This window comes from Nocardiopsis sp. LDBS0036, assembly GCF_041228755.1.
GTDB lineage: Bacteria > Actinomycetota > Actinomycetes > Streptosporangiales > Streptosporangiaceae > Nocardiopsis > Nocardiopsis dassonvillei.
On the sequence record NZ_CP141103.1, the window covers coordinates 2036755 to 2055827 of the forward strand.

Genomic DNA, 19073 nt, shown 5'->3' on the forward strand with positions numbered 1-19073 from the left:
CCCGCCGCCGCGGAGGGGGCGTCCACGCGTGGGCGCCCCCTCCCCCTGTGCCGAACGGCGGCGTCGGCCCAGGTGGGAGACTGCGCGGGGGGTGGACTCAGGTTCCCGCGACCATGTACTACAGTCTGTCGTATGTCTGATTCCCCGGCCTCCGCGGTGCTGGCCGCGAACTCGGTCCCCCCGCTCGCGGCGGAGGACATCTCCCTTCTCGGATTCCCCCTGTGGGGCTGGCAGATCGCCGTCGCGACCGCGGGAGTACTCGCTCTGGTGCTGCTCGCGCGCACGATCTGGACACCCACGCAGCGGTCTCTGCGGGCCTGGGCGCTCGGCAACATCGTCGTCAACGCCGGAATCGCCGTCACCGGCGCCACCGTGCGCGTCACCTCCTCGGGCCTGGGCTGCTCGGAGTGGCCCAAGTGCACGCCGGAGAGCTTCGTGCCCATCGACACCGGGCACGCCGCGCTCAACGCGGCCATCGAGTTCGGCAACCGGACGCTCACCTTCGTCGTGCTGGCGGTCGCCGTCATCACCTTCGTCGCGGTCATGCGGATGAGCCCGCGCCGCCCCGACCTGGTCCGGCTGGCCGTCATCGTGCCGTTCGGCGTCCTGGGCCAGGGCGTGGTCGGCGGCATCACCGTGTGGACCGACCTGCACCCCGCCTCGGTGGCCGCGCACTTCCTGCTGTCCATGGTGATGGTCTTCATCACGGTCGCCCTGTACGTGCGCTGCCAGGAGCCCGAGGGCAAGCCCCAGGTGTCCGCGGGGCCCATGCTGCACGCCCTGAGCGTCGGACTGGTCGTGGTCGGCTTCGTCCTGCTGGTCGCCGGGACCGTCGTCACCGGCACCGGCCCGCACGGCGGCGACGCCGCGGCCCCCCGCTGGGGGTTCGACCTGGCGGCGGTCACCCGCCTGCACTCCGCGCTGGCCTGGCTCACCACGGCCGGGGCCGTGCTGGCCACGGTCATCGCCTTCCGCGGCGGCGCCCGGCGGCCGGTCCGCATGAGCAGCGTGTTCCTGCTGGCCACCGTCGTCCTCCAGGGCGTCGTGGGCTACACCCAGTACGCCCTGGAACTGCCCGAGGCCCTGGTGGTCCTGCACGTCCTGGGCTCGGCCCTGACCTGGGTCGCGATCTCCCGTCTGTACTTCTCCACCACGCGCCTGGTCCCGCCGGGTCAGGAGCTCAGCGAGGACCCTGCTGACCGTGACGGGGAACGTAGTCCTGCTGTGCCCGCGCCTGGGCGATGACGTGGGCGAAGTCGGCCCGGCGCAGGAAGCCGGAGTCGGTGGGGTTCTCCGCCCAGCCCGGGGCGACCGGCTGGGGCATCCGCCCCAGGAAGGCGTCCCGGGCCACGTGCATCAGCGCCAGGAACGAGTCCCGGTGGACCTTCCAGTCGGGCGCGGGCAGCCCGGCGTCCAGCCTGCGGTGCAGCAGCGCGAGCTCGGTGGCGGCGAGCTGGTACTCGCGCATCGCCTCGCGGCCCCTGCGGCCGGCGTTGCGCGCCGCCCACTCCCTGGCCCGGCGGCGCCCCTGCAGTGAGCTGAGCATGGCGATGTCGGACGGGGTGACCAGGCCGGTGGAGACGTAGGGCGGCAGGTACCGGGCGATCGCGCCGATCTGCCGGTGGCGGTCGCGGGTGGCCAGCGCCAGGACCGCCATGAGCACGCCGAAGAGCACCATGTAGGCGACGGCCAGGCCGGACCAGCCGAAGTAGGTGGACCCGTTCCACATGCCGTGCAGCAGCACCGCCGCGGCCCACCCGGCGACGGGGGCCAGCAGGCGCAGGGCCCCGGAGCGCATGGCGGCGTAGGCCACGCCGATGCCGATCATCGCGGTGTAGACCGGGTGCCCGAACGGGGCGATCAGCCCCCGGATGGCGAAGGTGGCCACCAGGGTCCCGTCGAAGAACGCGCTGAGGAAGTACAGGATGTTCTCGGTGAAGGCGAAGCCGGTGGCGACCATCCCCGCGTAGATCACCCCGTCGGTGAAGGTGTCCAGCTCGTGGCGGCGCCGCCAGAGCAGGATGAGCAGCACCACGCCCTTGGCGCTCTCCTCCACCAGCGGCGCCACCGCCGCCGTGCCCAGGAAGTCGCCCAGGTCGCGGCCGAACAGCGGAACCGTGACGTGGGCCAGGCCCCAGCTGTTGAGCAGCAGGGAGACCACCACGGCCACGCCCGCGCCCCAGGCGAAGGCGAAGAACAGCACCCATCCGGGCTCGGGCTCGATCCGGTCGAGCATGAGGATGAGCGGCACGAGGATGCACACGGGGATGACCGCGGCGACGAGGCTGACGGCGAAGCCGAGCCCTCCGTCGATCCCGGCGGCCGCTCCCCCGGCCAGGGCGAGCAGCCACAGGTAGACCAGCATCCCGATCATGCAGACCACGCTGACGGTGGTGCCCAGGATGAGGGTCATCGAGTAGCGCGAGCGTCGGCCCTGGAGGATGGCCTTGCTGTCGAGACGGGGCATGGGCACCGATCGTAGCGGGAACCGGGCCGACCACGGCTTTCGCCCCCGGCCGACCGCCGGGAGGGCCGCGCGGGCCCCGACCGGTGACGGCCAGGGCGCCCGTGGGCGGCTCCCGGACGGGACACCGCCCGCGGGCGCGGGCGGCCTCAGCCCAGGAGGCCCGCGATCAGGGGGTCGACGGTGACCGCCACGAACAGCAGCGCCAGGTAGGCGTTGGACAGGTGGAAGAAGCCCATCGTCTTGAGCTGCGCGCCGGTCACGCCCGCGCGGGAGCGGTTGAGCAGGCGGTGCGCCTGGACGACCAGCAGCGCGCCCAGGGCGACGGCGACCGCGCCGTAGAACCAGGTGGTGCCCGCCACCGGCCAGAACAGCACCGACACGATCGCGGTGGCCCAGCTGTAGAGCACGCACTCCAGCAGCACCCGGCGGTCGGTGGCGACCACGGGCAGCATCGGCACCTTGGCCTGCGCGTAGTCCTCCTTGTAGCGCATGGCCAGCGTCCAGGTGTGCGGCGGCGTCCAGAAGAACACCACCAGGAACAGGACGAACGGGGCCCAGTCAAGGCTGTTGGTCACCGCGGCCCAGCCGATGAGCACCGGCATGCACCCGGCGATGCCGCCCCACACCACGTTCTGCGCGGTGCGCCGCTTGAGCAGCAGCGTGTACACGAAGATGTAGAACAGGATCGCGAAGACCGACAGCACGGCCGAGAGCACGTTCACCAGCAGGGCGAACCCGACGGTGGAGCCGACGGCCAGCACCAGGCCGTAGACGAGGGCTCCGCGCGGGGTGACCAGGTCCATCGCGCCGGGGCGCTGGCGGGTGCGACGCATCTCACGGTCGATGTCGCGGTCGATGTAGCAGTTCATCGCGTTCGCGCTGGCCGCCGACATGGTGCCGAACACCAGGGTGGCGACCGCGGTCCACAGCGGCGGCACGCCCCCGGCCGCGACGAACATCACCGGGATGGTGGTGATGAGCAGCAGCTCGATGACGCGCGGCTTGGAAAGGGCGACGTAGGCGCGGACGTGGGCGCCCAGCGAGGCCCTGCGGGGGGCCTGGGGCTGGTCGCCGTGCGGGTTCGTCCGCGGGGCGCGGTTGGTGAGGGCCATCAGTACCCGGTCCTCACGGCCGGACGGTTCTCTCGCGTCCCCCCGGGGGCCACCGGCTCGGTTTCAGACACGCGGATACCTCGACAACTCTAGGGGTTTCGACACTGCTCGCCACGCGGGGGCCGGCGGACCGACAAAGCGTCTGGATCGGCGGAAACCCCGTCAACGACATACTGTAGTACTTCCTCGCGCGCGCCTGAGACCAGCCCCCTCACAAGGAAAACCGCTGGTCCTCGGGCCTGGGTGCGTACGGTGGTCCGCCGGGTGTACTGAAGGGTCGCACAGGCTCCGACGCGCTTCCAGCCCGCCACGCACCGCCCGCGGCCCCCGCCCCGCGGCGCGCGGTCGGCGGCACGCGCCGCCGACGGCCGCCCGGGAGGCGCTCCCCGCACCCCTACCGGTCGGTAATGAGAGGTGTCGGGCAACGACATCCCGGGTAGCGGACGATAGGCTCGATCGTGGCCGAATCCGTCGTGGTCTCCAGCCCGCGGCGGCCGTCGCCCGGGGACGCCGCGTCCGCGCCCTGAACAGCCGCGGGTGCGCGGCCCGCAGTGCTCGGCCCCGCCCGCACGGCGGGCCGCCCGGGTCCCGGCGGCGGTTCGAGAACGAACGCAACCGACACACCCCGCGCTCCGGCCGACGGGCGCGGGGGGTGCCCGAGAAGGAGAACGAAAGTCCGTGAACGCCCACACCCCGCAAACCCTGGAGTGGTCGGACCTCGACCTCCGCGCCGTCAACACGGTCCGGGCCCTGGCGATGGACGCGGTCGAGAAGTCGGGTAACGGACACCCCGGCACCGCGATGAGCCTGGCGCCAGCCGCCTACCTGCTCTTCCAGAAGATCATGCGCCACGACCCCTCGGACCCCGAGTGGACGGGCCGGGACCGCTTCGTGCTGTCGATCGGCCACTCCAGCCTCACCCTGTACATCCAGCTCTACCTCGCCGGGTACGGGCTCGAACTGGACGACCTCAAGAACCTGCGCCAGTGGGGCAGCCGCACGCCCGGCCACCCCGAGTTCAGCCACACGCCGGGGGTGGAGACCACCACCGGTCCGCTGGGCCAGGGCGTGGGCAACGCGGTCGGCATGGCCATGGCCGCCCGCCGCGAGCGCGGCCTGTTCAACCCCGAGGCCGGCCCGGGCGCCAGCCCCTTCGACCACCACATCTACGCGTTCTGCTCCGACGGCGACGTCCAGGAGGGCGTGAGCCACGAGGCCAGCGCCCTGGCCGGGACCCAGCAGCTGGGCAACCTCATCATGATCTGGGACGACAACCGGATCTCCATCGAGGACGACACCCGCATCGCGCACTCCGAGGACGTGGCCGAGCGCTACCGCGCCTACGGCTGGCACGTGGAGGAGGTCGACTGGAGCGCCACCGGCGAGTACGTCGAGGACGTCGAGGCCCTGTTCCAGGCGATCGTGCGCGGCAAGGCCGAGACCCAGCGCCCGACCTTCATCCGCCTGCGCACCGTCATCGGCTGGCCCGCGCCCAACAAGCAGAACACCGGCGCCATCCACGGTGCGGCCATCGGCGCCGACGAGATCTCCGCCACCAAGGCGATCCTCGGCCTGCCCGACGAGCCCTTCGCCGTCGAGGACGCGGTGATCGAGCACACCCGCCGCGCCGTGGACCGGGGCCGCGAGGCCCGCGCCGCCTGGGAGGTGGAGTTCAGGGCCTGGCACGAGAGCGCCGGGGAGCACGCCGAACTGTTCGACCGCCTGGTCGAGAAGCGGCTGCCCGAGGGCTGGGAGAAGGCCCTGCCGACCTTCGAGGCCAGCGAGAAGGGGATGGCCACCCGCAAGGCCAGCGGCGAGGTGCTCTCGGCCCTGGCGCCGCTGCTGCCCGAGCTGTGGGGCGGCTCGGCCGACCTGGCCGGGTCCAACAACACCACGCCCAAGGGCGAGCCGTCCTTCCTGCCCTTCGACCGCGCCAGCGAGATGTTCCCGGGCAGCCCCTACGGGCGCGTCCTGCACTTCGGCGTGCGCGAGCACGGCATGGGCTCCATCCTCAACGGCATGGCCCTGCACGGCCCGACCCGGCCCTACGGCGGCACCTTCCTCGTCTTCAGCGACTACATGCGCCCCGCGGTCCGGCTGGCCGCCATCATGCAGCTGCCGGTCACCTACGTGTGGACGCACGACTCCATCGGCCTGGGCGAGGACGGCCCCACCCACCAGCCGGTCGAGCACCTGTGGGCGCTGCGCGCCATCTACGGCCTGGACGTGATCCGCCCCGCCGACGCCAACGAGACCGCCGTGGTGTGGCGCGAGGTGATCGAGCGGGGCGACCGCCCGTCCGCGCTGGCGCTGACCCGCCAGAACCTGCCCGTCCTGGACCGCGAGGAGTACGCCTCGGCCGAGGGCGCGGTCAAGGGCGGCTACGTGCTGGCCGAGGCCGACGGGGGCTCCCCCGAGGTCATCATCATGGCCACCGGCAGCGAGGTGCAGATCGCCCTGGACGCCCGCAAGGCGCTCCAGGAGGCGGGCACGCCCACCCGCGTGGTGTCCATGACGTGCGTGGAGTGGTTCGAGCGCCAGAGCGAGGAGTACCGCGAGCAGGTGCTGCCCTCCTCCGTGCGCGCCCGCGTGTCGGTGGAGGCCGGGATCGCCCTGGGCTGGCGCGAGTACGTCGGCGACGCCGGCGAGTCGGTGAGCCTGGAGCACTACGGCGCCTCCGCCCCCTACCAGGTCCTGTACGAGAAGTTCGGCTTCACGACCGAGGCGGTCGTCGAGGCGGCCCGCAAGAGCATCGCCAGGGCCGGCAGCTGACCCCGGCGGGCCCCGCCGGAGGATCCCGGCGGGGCCCGTCCTCCTTTGACGTGTGTGACCGGGGGCGGCGCTCCGCCCCCCAGGAAGGCGGAAGAACCCATGAGCAACGCACTCCGCGACCTCTCCCAGGCGGGCGTGTCCGTCTGGATCGACGACATCAGCCGTGAGCGGCTGCGCTCCGGCAACCTGGCCGAGCTGATGTCGACCCGCCACGTGGTCGGCGTCACCTCCAACCCCACCATCTTCGACAAGGCGCTCGCCGAGGGCGACGCCTACGACCAGCAGGTCCACGAGCTGGCCGTGCGGGGCGTGACGGTGGAGGAGGCGGTGCGCATGATCACCACCTACGACATCCGCTGGGCCGCGGACACCCTGCGCCCGGTCTACGACTCCACCGACCGCGTGGACGGGCGCGTCTCCCTGGAGGTGGACCCGCGCCTTGCCAACGACACCGAGCGCACGGCCGCCGAGGCCAAGGCGCTGTGGTGGATGGTGGACCGGCCCAACCTGATGGTCAAGATCCCGGCCACGGCCGCGGGCCTGCCCGCGATCACGCGGGTGCTGGGCGAGGGCATCAGCGTCAACGTCACGCTGATCTTCTCCCTGGAGCGCTACCGCCAGGTGATGGACGCCTTCCTGGAGGGGATGGAGCTGGCCCGCGCCAACGGCCACGACCTGTCCCGCATCCAGTCGGTGGCCTCGTTCTTCGTCAGCCGCGTGGACACCGAGGTGGACAAGCGCCTGAAGGAGATCGGCACCGACGAGGCGCTGTCCCTGCTGGGCCGCGCCGCCCTGGCCAACGCCCGCCTGGCCTACGAGGCCCACCAGGAGGTCTTCGCCTCCCCCGAGTGGAAGGCCCTGGAGGAGCACGGCGCCACGCCGCAGCGGCCGCTGTGGGCCTCCACCGGCGTGAAGGACCCCTCCTACGAGGACACCCTCTACGTCGCGCAGCTGGTGGCGCGCGACACCGTCAACACGATGCCGGAGGCCACGCTGGAGGCCACCGCCGACCACGGCGAGATCACCGGCAACACCGTGCTGGGCACCTACGAGCAGGCCCGCGCCGACTTCGCCGCGCTGGAGAACGCCGGGATCAACCTGACCGACGTGTTCGCCGTGTTGGAGGACGAGGGCGTGGACAAGTTCGTCAAGTCCTGGGAGAGCCTGCTGAGCGCGCTCTCGGCCAAGCTCGACAAGCTGTCCTGAACCGCGCGGCCGTCCCGGCGACGGGACGGCCGCGCCCTTTCCGCCCGTCCCCACCCGCCTGCCCCCGGCGGGGGCGGCGCCCAGCCTCCCACCGGCCACTCTCGACAGGAAAGACGGGAACTTGAAAGAACCGGTGATGCCGGGAGCGGTACCCAACCCGCTCCGCAACGCCCTGGACCGCAGACTGCCCCGTATCGCCGGACCCAGCGTGCTGGTGCTCTTCGGCGTCACGGGCGACCTGGCCCGCAAGAAGCTCCTGCCGGCCATCTACGACCTGGCCAACCGGGGGCTGCTGCCGCCGGGCTTCGGCCTGGTGGGGTTCGCCCGCCGGGACTGGGAGGACCAGGACTTCGCCGACGAGGCCTACCAGGCGGTGCGCGAGCACGCGCGCACCCCGTTCCGCGAGGACGTGTGGCGCCAGCTCAGCGAGGGCGTCCGGTTCGTCCAGGGCGAGCTGCACGACGACGACGCGTTCGACCGCCTGGCCGAGTGCGTGCGCACCCTGGACACCGAGCGCGGCACCGGCGGCAACTACGCGTTCTACCTGTCGCTGCCGCCCAAGCTGTTCCCCACCGTGGTCAAGCAGCTCAAGCGGAGCGGCCTGGCCGAACCCGAGGAGGACCAGGTCTCGGAGGGCGGGATCCGGCCGTGGCGGCGGGTGGTGATCGAGAAGCCCTTCGGCCACGACCTGGAGAGCGCCCGGGACCTCAACGCGGTGGTGGACGACGTGTTCCCGCCCTCGTCGGTGTTCCGCATCGACCACTACCTGGGCAAGGAGACGGTCCAGAACATCCTGGCCCTGCGCTTCGCCAACACCCTCTTCGAGCCCCTGTGGAACCGCAGCTACGTGGACCACGTGCAGATCACCATGGCCGAGGACATCGGCGTGGGCGGCCGGGCGGGCTACTACGACGGGATCGGCGCGGCCCGCGACGTCATCCAGAACCACCTCCTCCAGCTGCTGGCCCTGGTGGCGATGGAGGAGCCCATCTCCTACAGCGCGGACGCGCTGCGCGCGGAGAAGGAGAAGGTGCTGGCGTCGGTGTCGCTGCCCGAGGACCTGTCCACGGGCACCGCGCGCGGCCAGTACGCGGCGGGCTGGCAGGGCGGCGCGGCGGTGCGCGGCTACCTGGAGGAGGAGGGCATCCCCTCCGACTCGGTGACCGAGACCTACGCGGCGCTGAAGCTGTCGGTGGACACCCGGCGCTGGTCGGGCGTGCCCTTCTACCTGCGCACCGGCAAGCGGCTGGGCCGCAGGGTGACGGAGGTGGCGCTGGTGTTCCAGGCCGCCCCGCAGCAGCTGTTCCCGCGCACCGACGTCAGCGAGGTGGGGCAGAACGCCCTGGTGCTGCGCATCCAGCCGGACGAGGGCGTGACGCTGCGCTTCGGCTCCAAGGTGCCCGGGGCCAGCATGGAGGTCCGCGACGTGAGCATGGACTTCGCCTACGGGCAGTCCTTCACCGAGGCCAGCCCCGAGGCCTACGAGCGGCTCATCCTGGACGTGCTCATCGGCGACCCGCCGCTGTTCCCGCGCCAGGAGGAGGTCGAGCTGTCCTGGCGGATCCTGGACCCGGTCGAGGAGTACTGGTCGAAGGCGGGCCAGCCCGAGCAGTACGGCTCGGGCACCTGGGGCCCGGAGTCGGCCGAGCAGCTGCTCTCCAGGGACGGGCGCCAGTGGCGGCGCCCGTGAACAGCCACGACCCCGCCGGGAGGAACCGATGACGCTCTACCTGCCGCGCACCACGACCTCGCAGATCGCCGAGGCGCTCATGGCCGAGCGGCTCAGCGTGGGCGGCGGTGCCATGAACATGGTCCTGACCCTGGTCATCGTCACCGACGAGGCCGACCACTACGACGCGGTGCGCGCCGCGACCGAGGCGGGCCGCGAGCACCCCTCGCGCGTGGTGGCGCTGGTGCGGCGCGACCCCGACGCCGAACCGGCCATCGACGCCGAGATCCGCCGCCCGGGCACCTCGGGGCCCGGCGAGGCGGTGCTGCTGCGGCTGTACGGGCCGCTGGGCGAGCACGCCGACTCGGTGGTCACCCCGCTGCTGGTGCCCGAGGCGCCGGTGGTGGTGTGGTGGCCGGGCGTGGGCCCGGCCAACCCGGCCGCCGATCCGATCGGACGCCTGGCCCAGCGCCGGATCACCGACGCGCTGCGCGCACCGGACCCGGTGAGCGACCTGCTGGAGCGGGTGTCCCACTACAGCCCGGGCGACACCGACCTGACCTGGACCCGGCTGACGCCGTGGCGCTCGCTGCTGGCCAGCGCCATGGACCAGCCCTGCGGGTGGGTGACCTCGGCCAGTGTGACGGCCGAGTCGCACTACCCGAGCGCCGAACTGCTGGCCGCGTGGCTGTCGGACCGGCTGGACGTGCCGGTGTCCCGCGAGACCTCGCACGGCCCCGGCCTGACCGAGGTCCGCCTGACCACCGACCAGGGGGACATCACGATCTCCCGGGTGGACGGCCGGGTGGCCACGCTGTCGCGGTTCGGCCAGCCCGACCAGACGGTGGCCCTGTCGCGGCGCGCCGCCTCCGGGGCCCTGGCCGAGGAGCTGCGCCGTCTGGACCCCGACGAGATCTACGAGAGCGCGGCCCGGCACCTGGAGCCGCTGCTGTCCGGAAGCGGAGCACGAGGATGAGCGAACCGGAGATCGTCCGCCACTCCGACGCGGGGGCGCTGGCCGACAGCGTCGCGTTGAAGCTGGTGAACATGATCGTCCAGGCCGAGGCGGACAAGCGCGACTTCCACCTGGTGCTGACCGGAGGCGGGATCGGCATCCGCACGCTGGAGGCGGTGCGCGACCACGCCCTGGAGGCCGGGATCGGCTGGTCGCACGTGCACCTGTGGTGGGGTGACGAGCGCTTCCTGCCGGACAAGGACCCCGAGCGCAACGAGACCCAGGCGTGCGCGGCGCTGATCGACGCGGTTCCGGTGCCCGCGCACAACGTGCACCCGATGCCCGCCTCCGACGGGCTGGACGGCGACCACGTCGAGCACGCCGCCACCCGCTACGGCCGGGAGCTGGCGGTGGCCGCGCGGGCACGGGGACCGGTGCCCGTGTTCGACGTGTGCCTGCTGGGCGTGGGCCCGGACGCGCACGTGGCCTCGCTCTTCCCGGGTCTGCCGGGGGTGCGCGAGGACGAGGCGTCGGTGGCCGCGGTGCACGACTCGCCCAAGCCCCCGCCGCGGCGGATCACCCTGACGCTGCCGTCGATCCGGACGGCCCGCGAGGTGTGGGTGCTGGCCTCGGGAGAGGGCAAGGCCGAGGCCGTGCGGCTGGGCCTGGCCGGGGGCAGCGTGGACGAGGCCCCCGTGGCCGGTGCGCGCGGTGCGGAGCGGACCGTGTTCTGGGTGGACGAGGCGGCGGCCTCGAAGCTGTAGCCCGTCTCGGTATCGACGACCGCCCCGGCCGGATCCGGCCGGGGCGGTCGTGCGTGCGGCTCCCACTCCCCCGCCGGGCGGCGTCCCCTCCCGGATGTCCGCGCGGGAGGGGAGCGGTCTCAGGCGCGGGCGAGGCCGCGCACGACCGTCATGTCGTCGAAGGGAACGAGGTCGCCGCCGACGCTCTGGTGGGTCTCGCTGCCCTTGCCCGCGACCAGGACGACGTCGCCCGGTTCGGCCGAGGACAGCGCGAGGGCGATGGCCCCGCGCCGGTCGCCGACCCGTGCGAAGGGTGTGCCGACCGCCTCGATGCCCGGGGCGACCTGGTCCATGATCGCCTCCGGGTCCTCGTAGCGGGGGTTGTCCGAGGTGAGGACGCACAGGTCGGAGTAGGTGGCCGCGATCTCGCCCATCCGGGCGCGCTTGGTGGTGTCCCGGTCGCCGCCGCAGCCGAAGACGGTGAGCACCCGTCGCGGGGCGAATCCGCGGATCGTGCACAGGACCTTGTCCAGCGAGTCGGGCGAGTGGGCGTAGTCCACGATGACGGAGACCCCCTCGGGTGTACCGAAGTGCTCGAACCGGCCCGGGATCTGCGGCATCCGGTCGAGGGCGTCCACCAGTGCGTCCAGGTCGTGGCCCAGGACGTGGCAGGCCGCCACCGCGGCCAGCGCGTTGGACACCGAGAACCGGCCCGGGACGGGGATCGCCGCCGGGTACTTGCGGCCGTCGTGGTGCAGGACGAACCGCGTTCCCGAAGAGTCGACGACCAGGTCGGTCGCCCGGTAGTCCGCGTCCGCGTCGACGGCGTAGGTGGTCACGGCGCCGGGCATCAGGGCCGGGATCGCGGCGCCCACGGGGTCGTCGGCGTTGACCACGGCGCGTCGGCACATGCCCTGGAACAGGAGCATCTTCGCCCTGGTGTAGCTCTCCATCGTGCCGTGGTCGTCCAGGTGGTCCTGGGTCAGGTTGGTGAAGACCCCGACGTCGACGAAGGAGCCGTCCACCCTGTGGTTCAGCAGTCCCATCGACGTCGCCTCCAGCACGACGCTGTCGCCGCCCCGGTCGCGCATACACGCCAGCAGGTACTGGAGGTCCGGTGACTCCGGTGTGCTCAGCACGGATCTCGGCATGGGGATGGGGGCGCCGCCGACCCGGGCCCCGGAGGTTCCGATGACCCCCACCCGGGCCCCCTCGGAGAGCGTCAGCAGCGACTCGTACATGGACGACACCGACGTCTTGCCGTTGGTGCCGGTGACGGCGACCACGTCCATGGCGCGTCCCGGTTCGCCGTGGTAGCGCGCCGAGACGAGTGCCGTCGCGATCCGCGCGTCCGGTACCCGGACCACGCACGCGCCGGTGTCCGCCGGCCGGTGTCCGGCCGGGTCCGGCCCCTCGACGAGCACGGCGGCGGCCCCGCGTGCGAGCGCCTCCCCGAGTGCCTCGGGACCGCCCGCGCGGTGTCCCGGCAGAGCGACGTAGAGCGAACCGGGGGTCACGCGGTCGGCGTCCAGGCACGGCCCCGAGGTGATCGGTGTGTCCTGGTCTCCGTGCAGTACCTGGTGGTCGTGGCCGTACAGCAGTTCGCTCAGCTTCACGGGAGGTCCCTTCGGGAGTGGTGCGGCCGGTGCCGTGGGCACGGCCGCACCAGCGGGCGCAGCCGACGGGGCCGGCTGGCGTGGAGAGTGGTGCGGGACTGGGAAACCCCCGGTCCGGCCCGCCATGGGCTCGGACGGAGGCGGGCAGGCGCGCGGTGCGCGCGGAGGGTGACGAGCCGCGGGGCGCGGGAGGTCGCGGGCGCGACCGCCTCCGGGGCGGCCGGAACTACGTGGAGAGGTCGCTAACCGTGGCCGTGCAGGGCCGTGAGGCCGGTGCGGGGCGTCGCCGGGGGGACGGAGGTCGACAGGCTGACGGTCGGAAGGGCCGCGGCGGCCGAGCCCGGGACGGGGGCGGTCCGGAACGGACCCTGCTCCACCTCGCGCGTATCGGCCATGACTGGAGTGTACGCGCCGGGCCTCGTGGACGGGCTCGGGTGTCGGTCGGCGGGCAGGTGGGCCCGGGGCCGAGGGCCTCAGTCGAGTGTGCCGGGGCAGGTGAGCCCGGGTTCGGGGACCTCGCCGGTGAGCAGGTAGGCGTCCACCGCCTCGTCCACGCACGGGCTGCGGCCCGTGCCGTAGACGGTGTGCCCCGCCCCGTCGTAGGTGACCAGGGTGGCGGTCTCCATCCGTTCGGCCAGGTCCTCGGCCCAGGCGTAGGGGGTGGCGGGGTCTCCGACGGCGCCCACGACCACGATCGGGGGCGCGTCCGGCGCGGTCGCCGCGGGGGCCTCCCCCGTCTCGGGCCAGTACGCGCAGGGCAGGTGGTCCCACACCGGGTCGGGGCCGAAGAGCGGGGCGAGGTCGGCCGCCTCGTCGGCGGCGTCGCGGTAGGCCTCCACGGTCGCCGGGTCGGCGCGGTCCGCGCAGTTCACGGCGGTGAACACCGCGCCCGGGTCCTGGTGCTCCGTTCCCGGTACGGCCTCGTCGGAGCCGGCCCGCGCGTACGCGCCGAAGGTGCGGTCGTGGAGCCGCCCGAGGTGGAGCGCGGTCCCCTCGGCGTCGTCCCCGGCGAGGGCGGTGAACAGGTCGGCGAGCAGGTCCCAGCCGTCCTCGCGGTACAGCTCCATGACCACCATGGCCGTCAGCGCGCGCCCGTCCACCGGAATCCCCTCGGACTCGGCGGGGACGCGGTCGAGGCCGCGCAGGAGCGCGGCCGCCCGGACGTCGGCCTCGCTGAGGGTTCCGGCTCCGCCGGAGCCGGGGGCGCGGTCCGCTCCGGCGAACGGGCAGGCCGCGTCGCGGGCGCAGTGGGCCACGAACGCGTTCCAGGTGCCCTGGAGGGCGGCGACCTGCTCGACGGCGGCCCGCGCGTTGGAGGTGCCGGGCGCCGCGGCGCCGTCCAGGACCGCCGCCCGGACGCGGTCGGGGTACAGGTGGGCGTAGAGGGCGCCCAGGTGGGCGCCGTAGGAGTGGCCGACGAAGCTCAGCCGTTCCTCGCCCAGGGCGTCGCGGACGATGTCGAGGTCACGGGCGACGTGGACGGTGCCGAGGCGGGTCAGGAACTCCTCCCCCACGGTCTGCGCGCAGGCCCCGGCGTACCTGCGGGCGGCGTCCTCCAGGGGTTGGAGCTCGACGGCGTCCAGGTCGCCGGGGTCGGTACCGGCCACGCCCTGGCGCGCCTCGACCAGGGCGTACCGGTCCCCGCAGGCGAAGCCGCCGCTGTCCCCGACGCCGCGCGGGTCGAAGGAGACGAGGTCGAAGGCGGCGCGGACGTCGTCGCCGAACAGGGGCGTGTCCAGGGCCCGGACCCCGGAGGCGCCGGGGCCGCCCGGGTTGACGACCAGGGAGCCCAGGCGCTCCTGCGGCGGGCCGCTGGCGGGCGCGCGGACCAGGGCGATGTCGAGGGTCCTGCCGCCGGGCTCGTCGTGGTCCAGGGGGACCGTGACCGTGCCGCACTCCAGGCTCTCCAGCCACTCCGTGTCGGATCCGCGGTCGGCGGGGCCGATGGCGCGCGTGATGGGTGTGGCCCGCCGCTCGGAGGGTTCGGTGTCGTGGTCGGAGGGTTCGGTGGTCCGCCCGTTCTCGTGACAGGGCCGCCAGGCCACGTCCTGGCCGAGGAAGGGGTCGTCGGCGGGAGGAGAGCAGGCGGCGGCCAGCACCACCGCCATGAGCCCACCGAACCCGGGGGCACCCACCCCGCACCGCACCGCCGACTCCGTTCACGCGTCCCGGCCCGCCTGCCCTCCCATCCTGCCCGGCGAGGGTGCCCGCAACCTCCGGGACGGGTCCGCCGACGTGCAAAAAGACGGTCAGGCCGAGCGCCCGGGGCGGCGCCGGCGGGTCAGAGCAGGCTGACGTCGGTGTCGAGCAGCGCGGGCAGGTCGTCGGGGGAGGCGATGGCCACGAGGGGGCGCAGGGGGTCGCCGAACGCGATCCGCCCGGCCCCGCCCTGCGGTGACGGGTCGGCGTGGGCGATCCAGTCCACGAGTTCGACCGCGCGGCTGACGTCGCCTCCCGGCCGGGTCAGGGCGACCACCGTTCCCGCCACGTCGCAGCGGGTGCCGAGGTGGGCGGTGGCGGCGAACACGCTCTGCGCCCACGCGCCCCGGCCCACCTCGCGCGCCTCCCCGCCGGGGTCGCGGCGCCGCCGCCAGCCGGGCGCGGTCAGGCCCACCGCGCGGTCGTCGAAGGTGAGCACCAGGCTGGGCCGCTCCTGCGCGGTCAGGCACTCCTCGGGGTCGGTGAGGGAGGCGTCCATCCACACCCGGACCGGACCGCTGGCCGCGCGCACGAGGGCGGCGCGGGCGGCGTCGAGCAGGACGGTGTCCACCTGGGTGCGGGCCGCGCGGCAGGCGTTGCCGGTCAGGGAGCCGTCCCCGTCCCCCGCTCCGGTGCCGGGCAGCGGCGTGTACCCGGGCAGGACCAGGTGCCAGTCGACGCTGGCGCGGCCCCGCAGGGGCAGTTCGCCGTGGGTCAGGCAGACCACGGTCCGCCTGCGCGCCAGCTGGTAGGTGGCGCAGGCGCCCGTGCGGCGGGCGGCCAGGGCCAGTCCCAGGCTCATCGCCTTGGTGCCGGTCGTGATGTCGGCGACGACCGGGGGCGGCGGGTCGGCCCCCTGTTCGCGGACGATCCAGCCCTGGGCGACGGCGGCGACCGCGTCGGCGTCGGAGCCGTCCACGGGGTCGGGGGTGAAGCGGACCCGGTCGCGGTACCCGGCCTCCCTGAGCAGGGCGGCGTCGGCGGAGGGGGCTCCGGGGTGCTCGACGGCGTACAGGGTCCGGGCGGCGGACTCGCGCATCCGGTCGCGCACGCTCTGCCTGGAGGGCAGGACCAGGGTGCGGGCCGGCCGGTGGGCGTGCACCGCGGTGAGGGTGCCCAGGCGGCTGCCGCCCAGGGAGGTGACCAGGACGGGTCCGTCCTTCGGTCCGGGGTGGCACCCGGGCGGCGGGGGCCCGGGGGCCTCCGGCGGCGCGGGGCGGGGGCCGGGAGCCGGGGATCCGTTCGTGTCGGAGGAGGCCATGCCCGGGAAGAACGCCCCGCGGATGTCCTCGAACGACGTCAGCCGGGACAGCAGGTCCTCCAGGCTCCACACGTGCACGCTGCGGGCGGTCAGGGCGGGGTTGTAGGCGGTGACGCGTTCGCGCAGCCCCGGGACCGCGGGCCCGGAGTGGACGAACAGCACCTGGACCGCGGTGCCGAAGACCCGGCGGGCCTTGGCCACCGTCCACCCGGCCCGGGCGACGACGTCCTCGGGGCGGGTCTTGGCCTCCACGCACAGCACGCGGTGGCGGTGGCGCAGGACGGCGTCGAAGTCGGCGACCGAACCCCCGGGGTGACGGGGGTCGGCGACCTGGCGAGCCCCGACGACCTCGGTGTCGGACCGGCGGCGCGTGTGGCGCAGCAGGTGGGACAGGACGCGGCCCTCGGCGACGACGCCGCGCCGCACGGCCGGGGCCAGGTCGGGAAAGCGCGCCTGGAGGGCCTGGCGTCCGCCCTGGACGAAGAGGCGCACGGGTTCGGGGTCGCGGTCCTCCAGCCAGTGGGCGCCGTGGATTCCGGCGAGGGTGCGCAGGTCGACGCCGTCGCTGACCAGGGGACGCCCCGGATGGGAGCCGTCGGCGGTGCGCAGCCGGTCGCGGACCGCGTCCAGGTAGTGGCGCCAGCGGCGGGAGCCGGGGTGCCGGTCCGGTGGGAGGACCCGCTCGTGCAGCAGGGCCGCGGCCACGCTCATCACCTTGGTGCCGCCGGTGTAGTCCAGGTACCAGGGTTCGCCGCCGTTGGCGCGGTGCAGGGCGGCCAGGGTGTCGGTGACCGGACCGAAGTCGTGCGGGTCGGGCCCCACGCTCACCACGCTCACCGACTCGGGGGAGGCCAGGCGCTCCACGGCGGCGGCGACGCGCCGTGCCAGCGGTCGGGTCCCGTCGCTGGCGACCAGGGCCAGGTGGTCGGCGCGCAGGGTGAGCGAGGACAGCAGCGCGGGGGTGGGGTTCTGTCCGACGAGCACGACGGCGGCACGGGGGCTGTCCACGGCGTCCTGTTTTCCGGGAGGGGGCGTCGGAGGACCACGCTATGCGGTGGGACCCCGTTTCTCCAGCGCCCGCGTCCGGTCCGGATGCCGTTCCCCGGCCGGCCCGGCCGCCGGGACCCTTCGCGTCACCCCCGTTCCGGGCGAACGGGGGCGGGGCGCGGCGAGCGCGGGCGCACGTCGTCAGGGGACCGCCTCCGCGTCCCGGGGGCGGAGGCCGAGCCGCACCAGGGCGCCGCTGACGACGAAGGACCGGCAGGCGGTGACCACGCCGCTGCCGTCGCGCACGAGGTCGGAGGGGACCAGCAGGTCACGGCGTTCGGGGTGCGCGGAGACGACCACGGAGGAGACGATGAACCACACGCCCTCCTGCGGTTCGGGGAGGTCGGCCCGGGTGCGCTCCTCGGCCACCAGCGGGACCCCGGCGACCTCCAGGCCCACGGGGACGCGGACGGCCTCCACCCGGGCCGGCCGGGTGGATCCGGGCCAGCGCCGGATGACGCGCGACCTCTCGTCCACGACTGTCACCACATGCGGCGTCAGGTTGACCACCAGCATCCGGTGACCTCCGTTCCTCTCGCTTCCCCGTCGGCCGGGCTGACCGCCGGGTCCGGCGGCGGCGCGCCCTCACCGCAGTCTCTCGGACACAGGGCACGTCCCCGGAGAACGACGCCGGACCGGGAAATCCGTAAACACTGAGGCCATTGTTACTGATATCCATTTTGCACTTGTTTATAGAAATTCATCCTGCTTGGTACAGGGGTCCGTCAATTGACATTTCCCCCTCGGCGGGCCTAATTTGATAGGTGACCTCCCGTTGGCGCGGGGGTGTCACCTGAGGTCTCGCGTTCTCTCACGCGCTTTCCCGGAGGGCTGGGGAAGCGTCCCGGCCCCGGACCACCGGGGAGAAGAGTTCGTGAGCACGCACCACTGCTCCGCCTGGGAGCTGTTCGGCTCCGCCGCCTTCCTGCGCGCCTTCACGCGCGTTCTGGGGTGCGGGCCGTGCTCCGCGGACGGAACCGCGCAGGGCTGCTCGGGTCACTCCGAACAGTTCGGCGACTATGTCGACCTGTGCGCCGAGCACTGCCCGTGCCCGGTGCACGGAGGCGACCCCGAGGGCGTCATCGCCGTGCGCATGCGCCGCGCCGTGCCCGACGGCACCGCCGTCGACCGCACCGCCGCGCACCGGCTGCGCGACGCCCTGGACGACGTGCGCCGGGACCGCTCCTACAAGAACCTGCGCCGGGTCTACCCGCAGGCCTCCTCCGACGGCCGGGTGCGCTGCGCGTTCTCCGAGCGCCCGCGGCGCTGGGCGCAGCGCCGCGACGTGTCCCGGGTCGCCGCGGACGTGGTCGACCAGGAGGCGCTGGCGATGCTGGTGCTCACCGCGGGCTGGGGCAACCCCGCCGCCGACCTGCCCGAGGACGTGCACCCGGGCGAGGCGGTCTCCTTCACCGAGGACGGCAGCGCCGTGCCCGTCGCCGACCTGCGCGGACGCGCCCTGACCGCGGTCGGGGAACCGCCCATGGTCTCCACCGCCACCGGCGACTACCTGCTGCGCAAGCTGGCCGAACTGGCCTCCGGGCGCGACGCGGACGCGGGCCGCACCCCCGACCAGCGGCGCCGCCTGCTGCTGCGCGGCCTGCTGCCAGGCATGAGCGGCGAGGACGTCGCCCGCAGGCTCACCGGCGTGCTGGGCCGGATGGCGGTGGACATGCCCGTCCACTTCCGGCTGGTGCAGCAGGCGCGGGGGCGGGCGCGCAGCGCGCCCTACTCCCCCGTCCCCGACACCCCCGAACCCGAGGAGGAGTCCCCGCGGCGGCGCGAGGTGCTGGACGCGTCGGAGCGCGCCTGGCTGGAGCGCACCGCCCGGGAGCTGACGGAGCGGGCCCAGGAGGCACGGGGGGACTTCGAGGCCGACCCCCGGGGCGCGCTCGACGCCCTGCTGTGCGCGCTGCTGGAGCGGGAGCCCGCCCCGGCGCTGTGGACGGGAGCCCAGGAGGACCCCGACCTGCGCGCGGACCTGCTGGAGGCGCTGGCCGAGGCCGTCGACGGACGCCCGTGAGGG

At 74.0% G+C, this 19073-nt stretch carries 14 protein-coding genes; 7 read left to right on the top strand and 7 right to left on the bottom strand.

Annotated features, from left to right (window positions below; all coding sequences use genetic code 11):
* Positions 1-132: 132 nt before the first annotated feature.
* A complete protein-coding gene (locus UIS43_RS08500) occupies positions 133-1245 on the top strand; it encodes a heme A synthase (RefSeq protein WP_013153988.1) in 1113 nt (370 codons plus the stop codon).
* On the opposite strand, the gene UIS43_RS08505 is transcribed toward UIS43_RS08500, so the two are convergent.
* Positions 1181-2467, bottom strand: coding sequence for a PrsW family intramembrane metalloprotease (locus UIS43_RS08505; protein WP_013153989.1), 1287 nt, complete (start codon positions 2465-2467; stop codon positions 1181-1183). The two genes, UIS43_RS08500 and UIS43_RS08505, sit on opposite strands and share 65 nt — an antisense overlap.
* Positions 2468-2613: 146 nt before the next feature.
* Positions 2614-3579: a heme o synthase gene (locus tag UIS43_RS08510; protein WP_013153990.1), complete on the bottom strand. Its 966-nt coding sequence runs from the start codon at positions 3577-3579 to the stop codon at positions 2614-2616.
* 678 nt (positions 3580-4257) lie between these two features.
* On the opposite strand from UIS43_RS08510, the gene tkt reads away from it, so the two are divergent.
* The 5 genes from tkt to pgl all read left to right on the top strand — a co-directional run bounded on the left by tkt (position 4258) and on the right by pgl (position 10945).
* Positions 4258-6351, top strand: coding sequence for a transketolase (gene tkt / locus UIS43_RS08515; protein ID WP_013153991.1), 2094 nt, complete (start codon positions 4258-4260; stop codon positions 6349-6351).
* A gap of 99 nt (positions 6352-6450) precedes the next feature.
* Positions 6451-7557, top strand: a complete 1107-nt coding sequence (gene tal, locus UIS43_RS08520) for a transaldolase (RefSeq protein WP_013153992.1) — start codon at positions 6451-6453, stop codon at positions 7555-7557.
* A gap of 136 nt (positions 7558-7693) precedes the next feature.
* Positions 7694-9247, top strand: a complete 1554-nt coding sequence (zwf, locus tag UIS43_RS08525; RefSeq protein ID WP_013153993.1) for a glucose-6-phosphate dehydrogenase — start codon at positions 7694-7696, stop codon at positions 9245-9247.
* 28 nt (positions 9248-9275) lie between these two features.
* Entirely contained in the window at positions 9276-10202 is a 927-nt protein-coding gene (locus tag UIS43_RS08530) for a glucose-6-phosphate dehydrogenase assembly protein OpcA (RefSeq protein WP_071622416.1), read from the top strand.
* Entirely contained in the window at positions 10199-10945 is a 747-nt protein-coding gene (gene pgl, locus UIS43_RS08535) for a 6-phosphogluconolactonase (RefSeq protein ID WP_013153995.1), read from the top strand. Before UIS43_RS08530 ends, pgl begins: the two co-directional genes overlap by 4 nt.
* Positions 10946-11064: 119 nt before the next feature.
* Here the strand turns inward: pgl and UIS43_RS08540 are convergent, their stop codons facing one another.
* The 5 genes from UIS43_RS08540 to UIS43_RS08560 form a co-directional block, all read right to left on the bottom strand.
* The gene (locus UIS43_RS08540) at positions 11065-12540 is read right to left on the bottom strand and encodes a UDP-N-acetylmuramoyl-L-alanyl-D-glutamate--2,6-diaminopimelate ligase (protein ID WP_013153996.1); all 1476 of its coding nucleotides are present in this window, start codon (positions 12538-12540) and stop codon (positions 11065-11067) included.
* Between the two features lie 242 nt (positions 12541-12782).
* Positions 12783-12935: a hypothetical protein gene (locus UIS43_RS08545; RefSeq protein ID WP_167539497.1), complete on the bottom strand. Its 153-nt coding sequence runs from the start codon at positions 12933-12935 to the stop codon at positions 12783-12785.
* A 78-nt stretch (positions 12936-13013) separates the two neighbouring features.
* Positions 13014-14648: an alpha/beta hydrolase gene (locus tag UIS43_RS08550; protein WP_370012933.1), complete on the bottom strand. Its 1635-nt coding sequence runs from the start codon at positions 14646-14648 to the stop codon at positions 13014-13016.
* Between the two features lie 173 nt (positions 14649-14821).
* Positions 14822-17008: a CRISPR-associated protein gene (locus tag UIS43_RS08555; RefSeq protein WP_013153998.1), complete on the bottom strand. Its 2187-nt coding sequence runs from the start codon at positions 17006-17008 to the stop codon at positions 14822-14824.
* A gap of 180 nt (positions 17009-17188) precedes the next feature.
* Positions 17189-17563: a hypothetical protein gene (locus UIS43_RS08560; RefSeq protein WP_019610529.1), complete on the bottom strand. Its 375-nt coding sequence runs from the start codon at positions 17561-17563 to the stop codon at positions 17189-17191.
* 358 nt (positions 17564-17921) lie between these two features.
* On the opposite strand from UIS43_RS08560, the gene UIS43_RS08565 reads away from it, so the two are divergent.
* Positions 17922-19070, top strand: a complete 1149-nt coding sequence (locus UIS43_RS08565) for a hypothetical protein (protein ID WP_370012934.1) — start codon at positions 17922-17924, stop codon at positions 19068-19070.
* Positions 19071-19073 lie beyond the last annotated feature (3 nt).

Coding starts and splice junctions, on each gene's coding strand:
- UIS43_RS08505 (WP_013153989.1), bottom strand. CDS start 2,467: ATGCCCCGTCTCGACAGCAAGGCCATCCTCCAGGGCCGACGCTCGCGC.
- UIS43_RS08500 (WP_013153988.1), top strand. CDS start 133: ATGTCTGATTCCCCGGCCTCCGCGGTGCTGGCCGCGAACTCGGTCCCC.
- tal (WP_013153992.1), top strand. CDS start 6,451: ATGAGCAACGCACTCCGCGACCTCTCCCAGGCGGGCGTGTCCGTCTGG.
- UIS43_RS08510 (WP_013153990.1), bottom strand. CDS start 3,579: ATGGCCCTCACCAACCGCGCCCCGCGGACGAACCCGCACGGCGACCAG.
- UIS43_RS08560 (WP_019610529.1), bottom strand. CDS start 17,563: ATGCTGGTGGTCAACCTGACGCCGCATGTGGTGACAGTCGTGGACGAG.
- UIS43_RS08530 (WP_071622416.1), top strand. CDS start 9,276: ATGACGCTCTACCTGCCGCGCACCACGACCTCGCAGATCGCCGAGGCG.
- UIS43_RS08545 (WP_167539497.1), bottom strand. CDS start 12,935: ATGGCCGATACGCGCGAGGTGGAGCAGGGTCCGTTCCGGACCGCCCCC.
- zwf (WP_013153993.1), top strand. CDS start 7,694: ATGCCGGGAGCGGTACCCAACCCGCTCCGCAACGCCCTGGACCGCAGA.
- UIS43_RS08550 (WP_370012933.1), bottom strand. CDS start 14,648: ATGGCGGTGGTGCTGGCCGCCGCCTGCTCTCCTCCCGCCGACGACCCC.
- pgl (WP_013153995.1), top strand. CDS start 10,199: ATGAGCGAACCGGAGATCGTCCGCCACTCCGACGCGGGGGCGCTGGCC.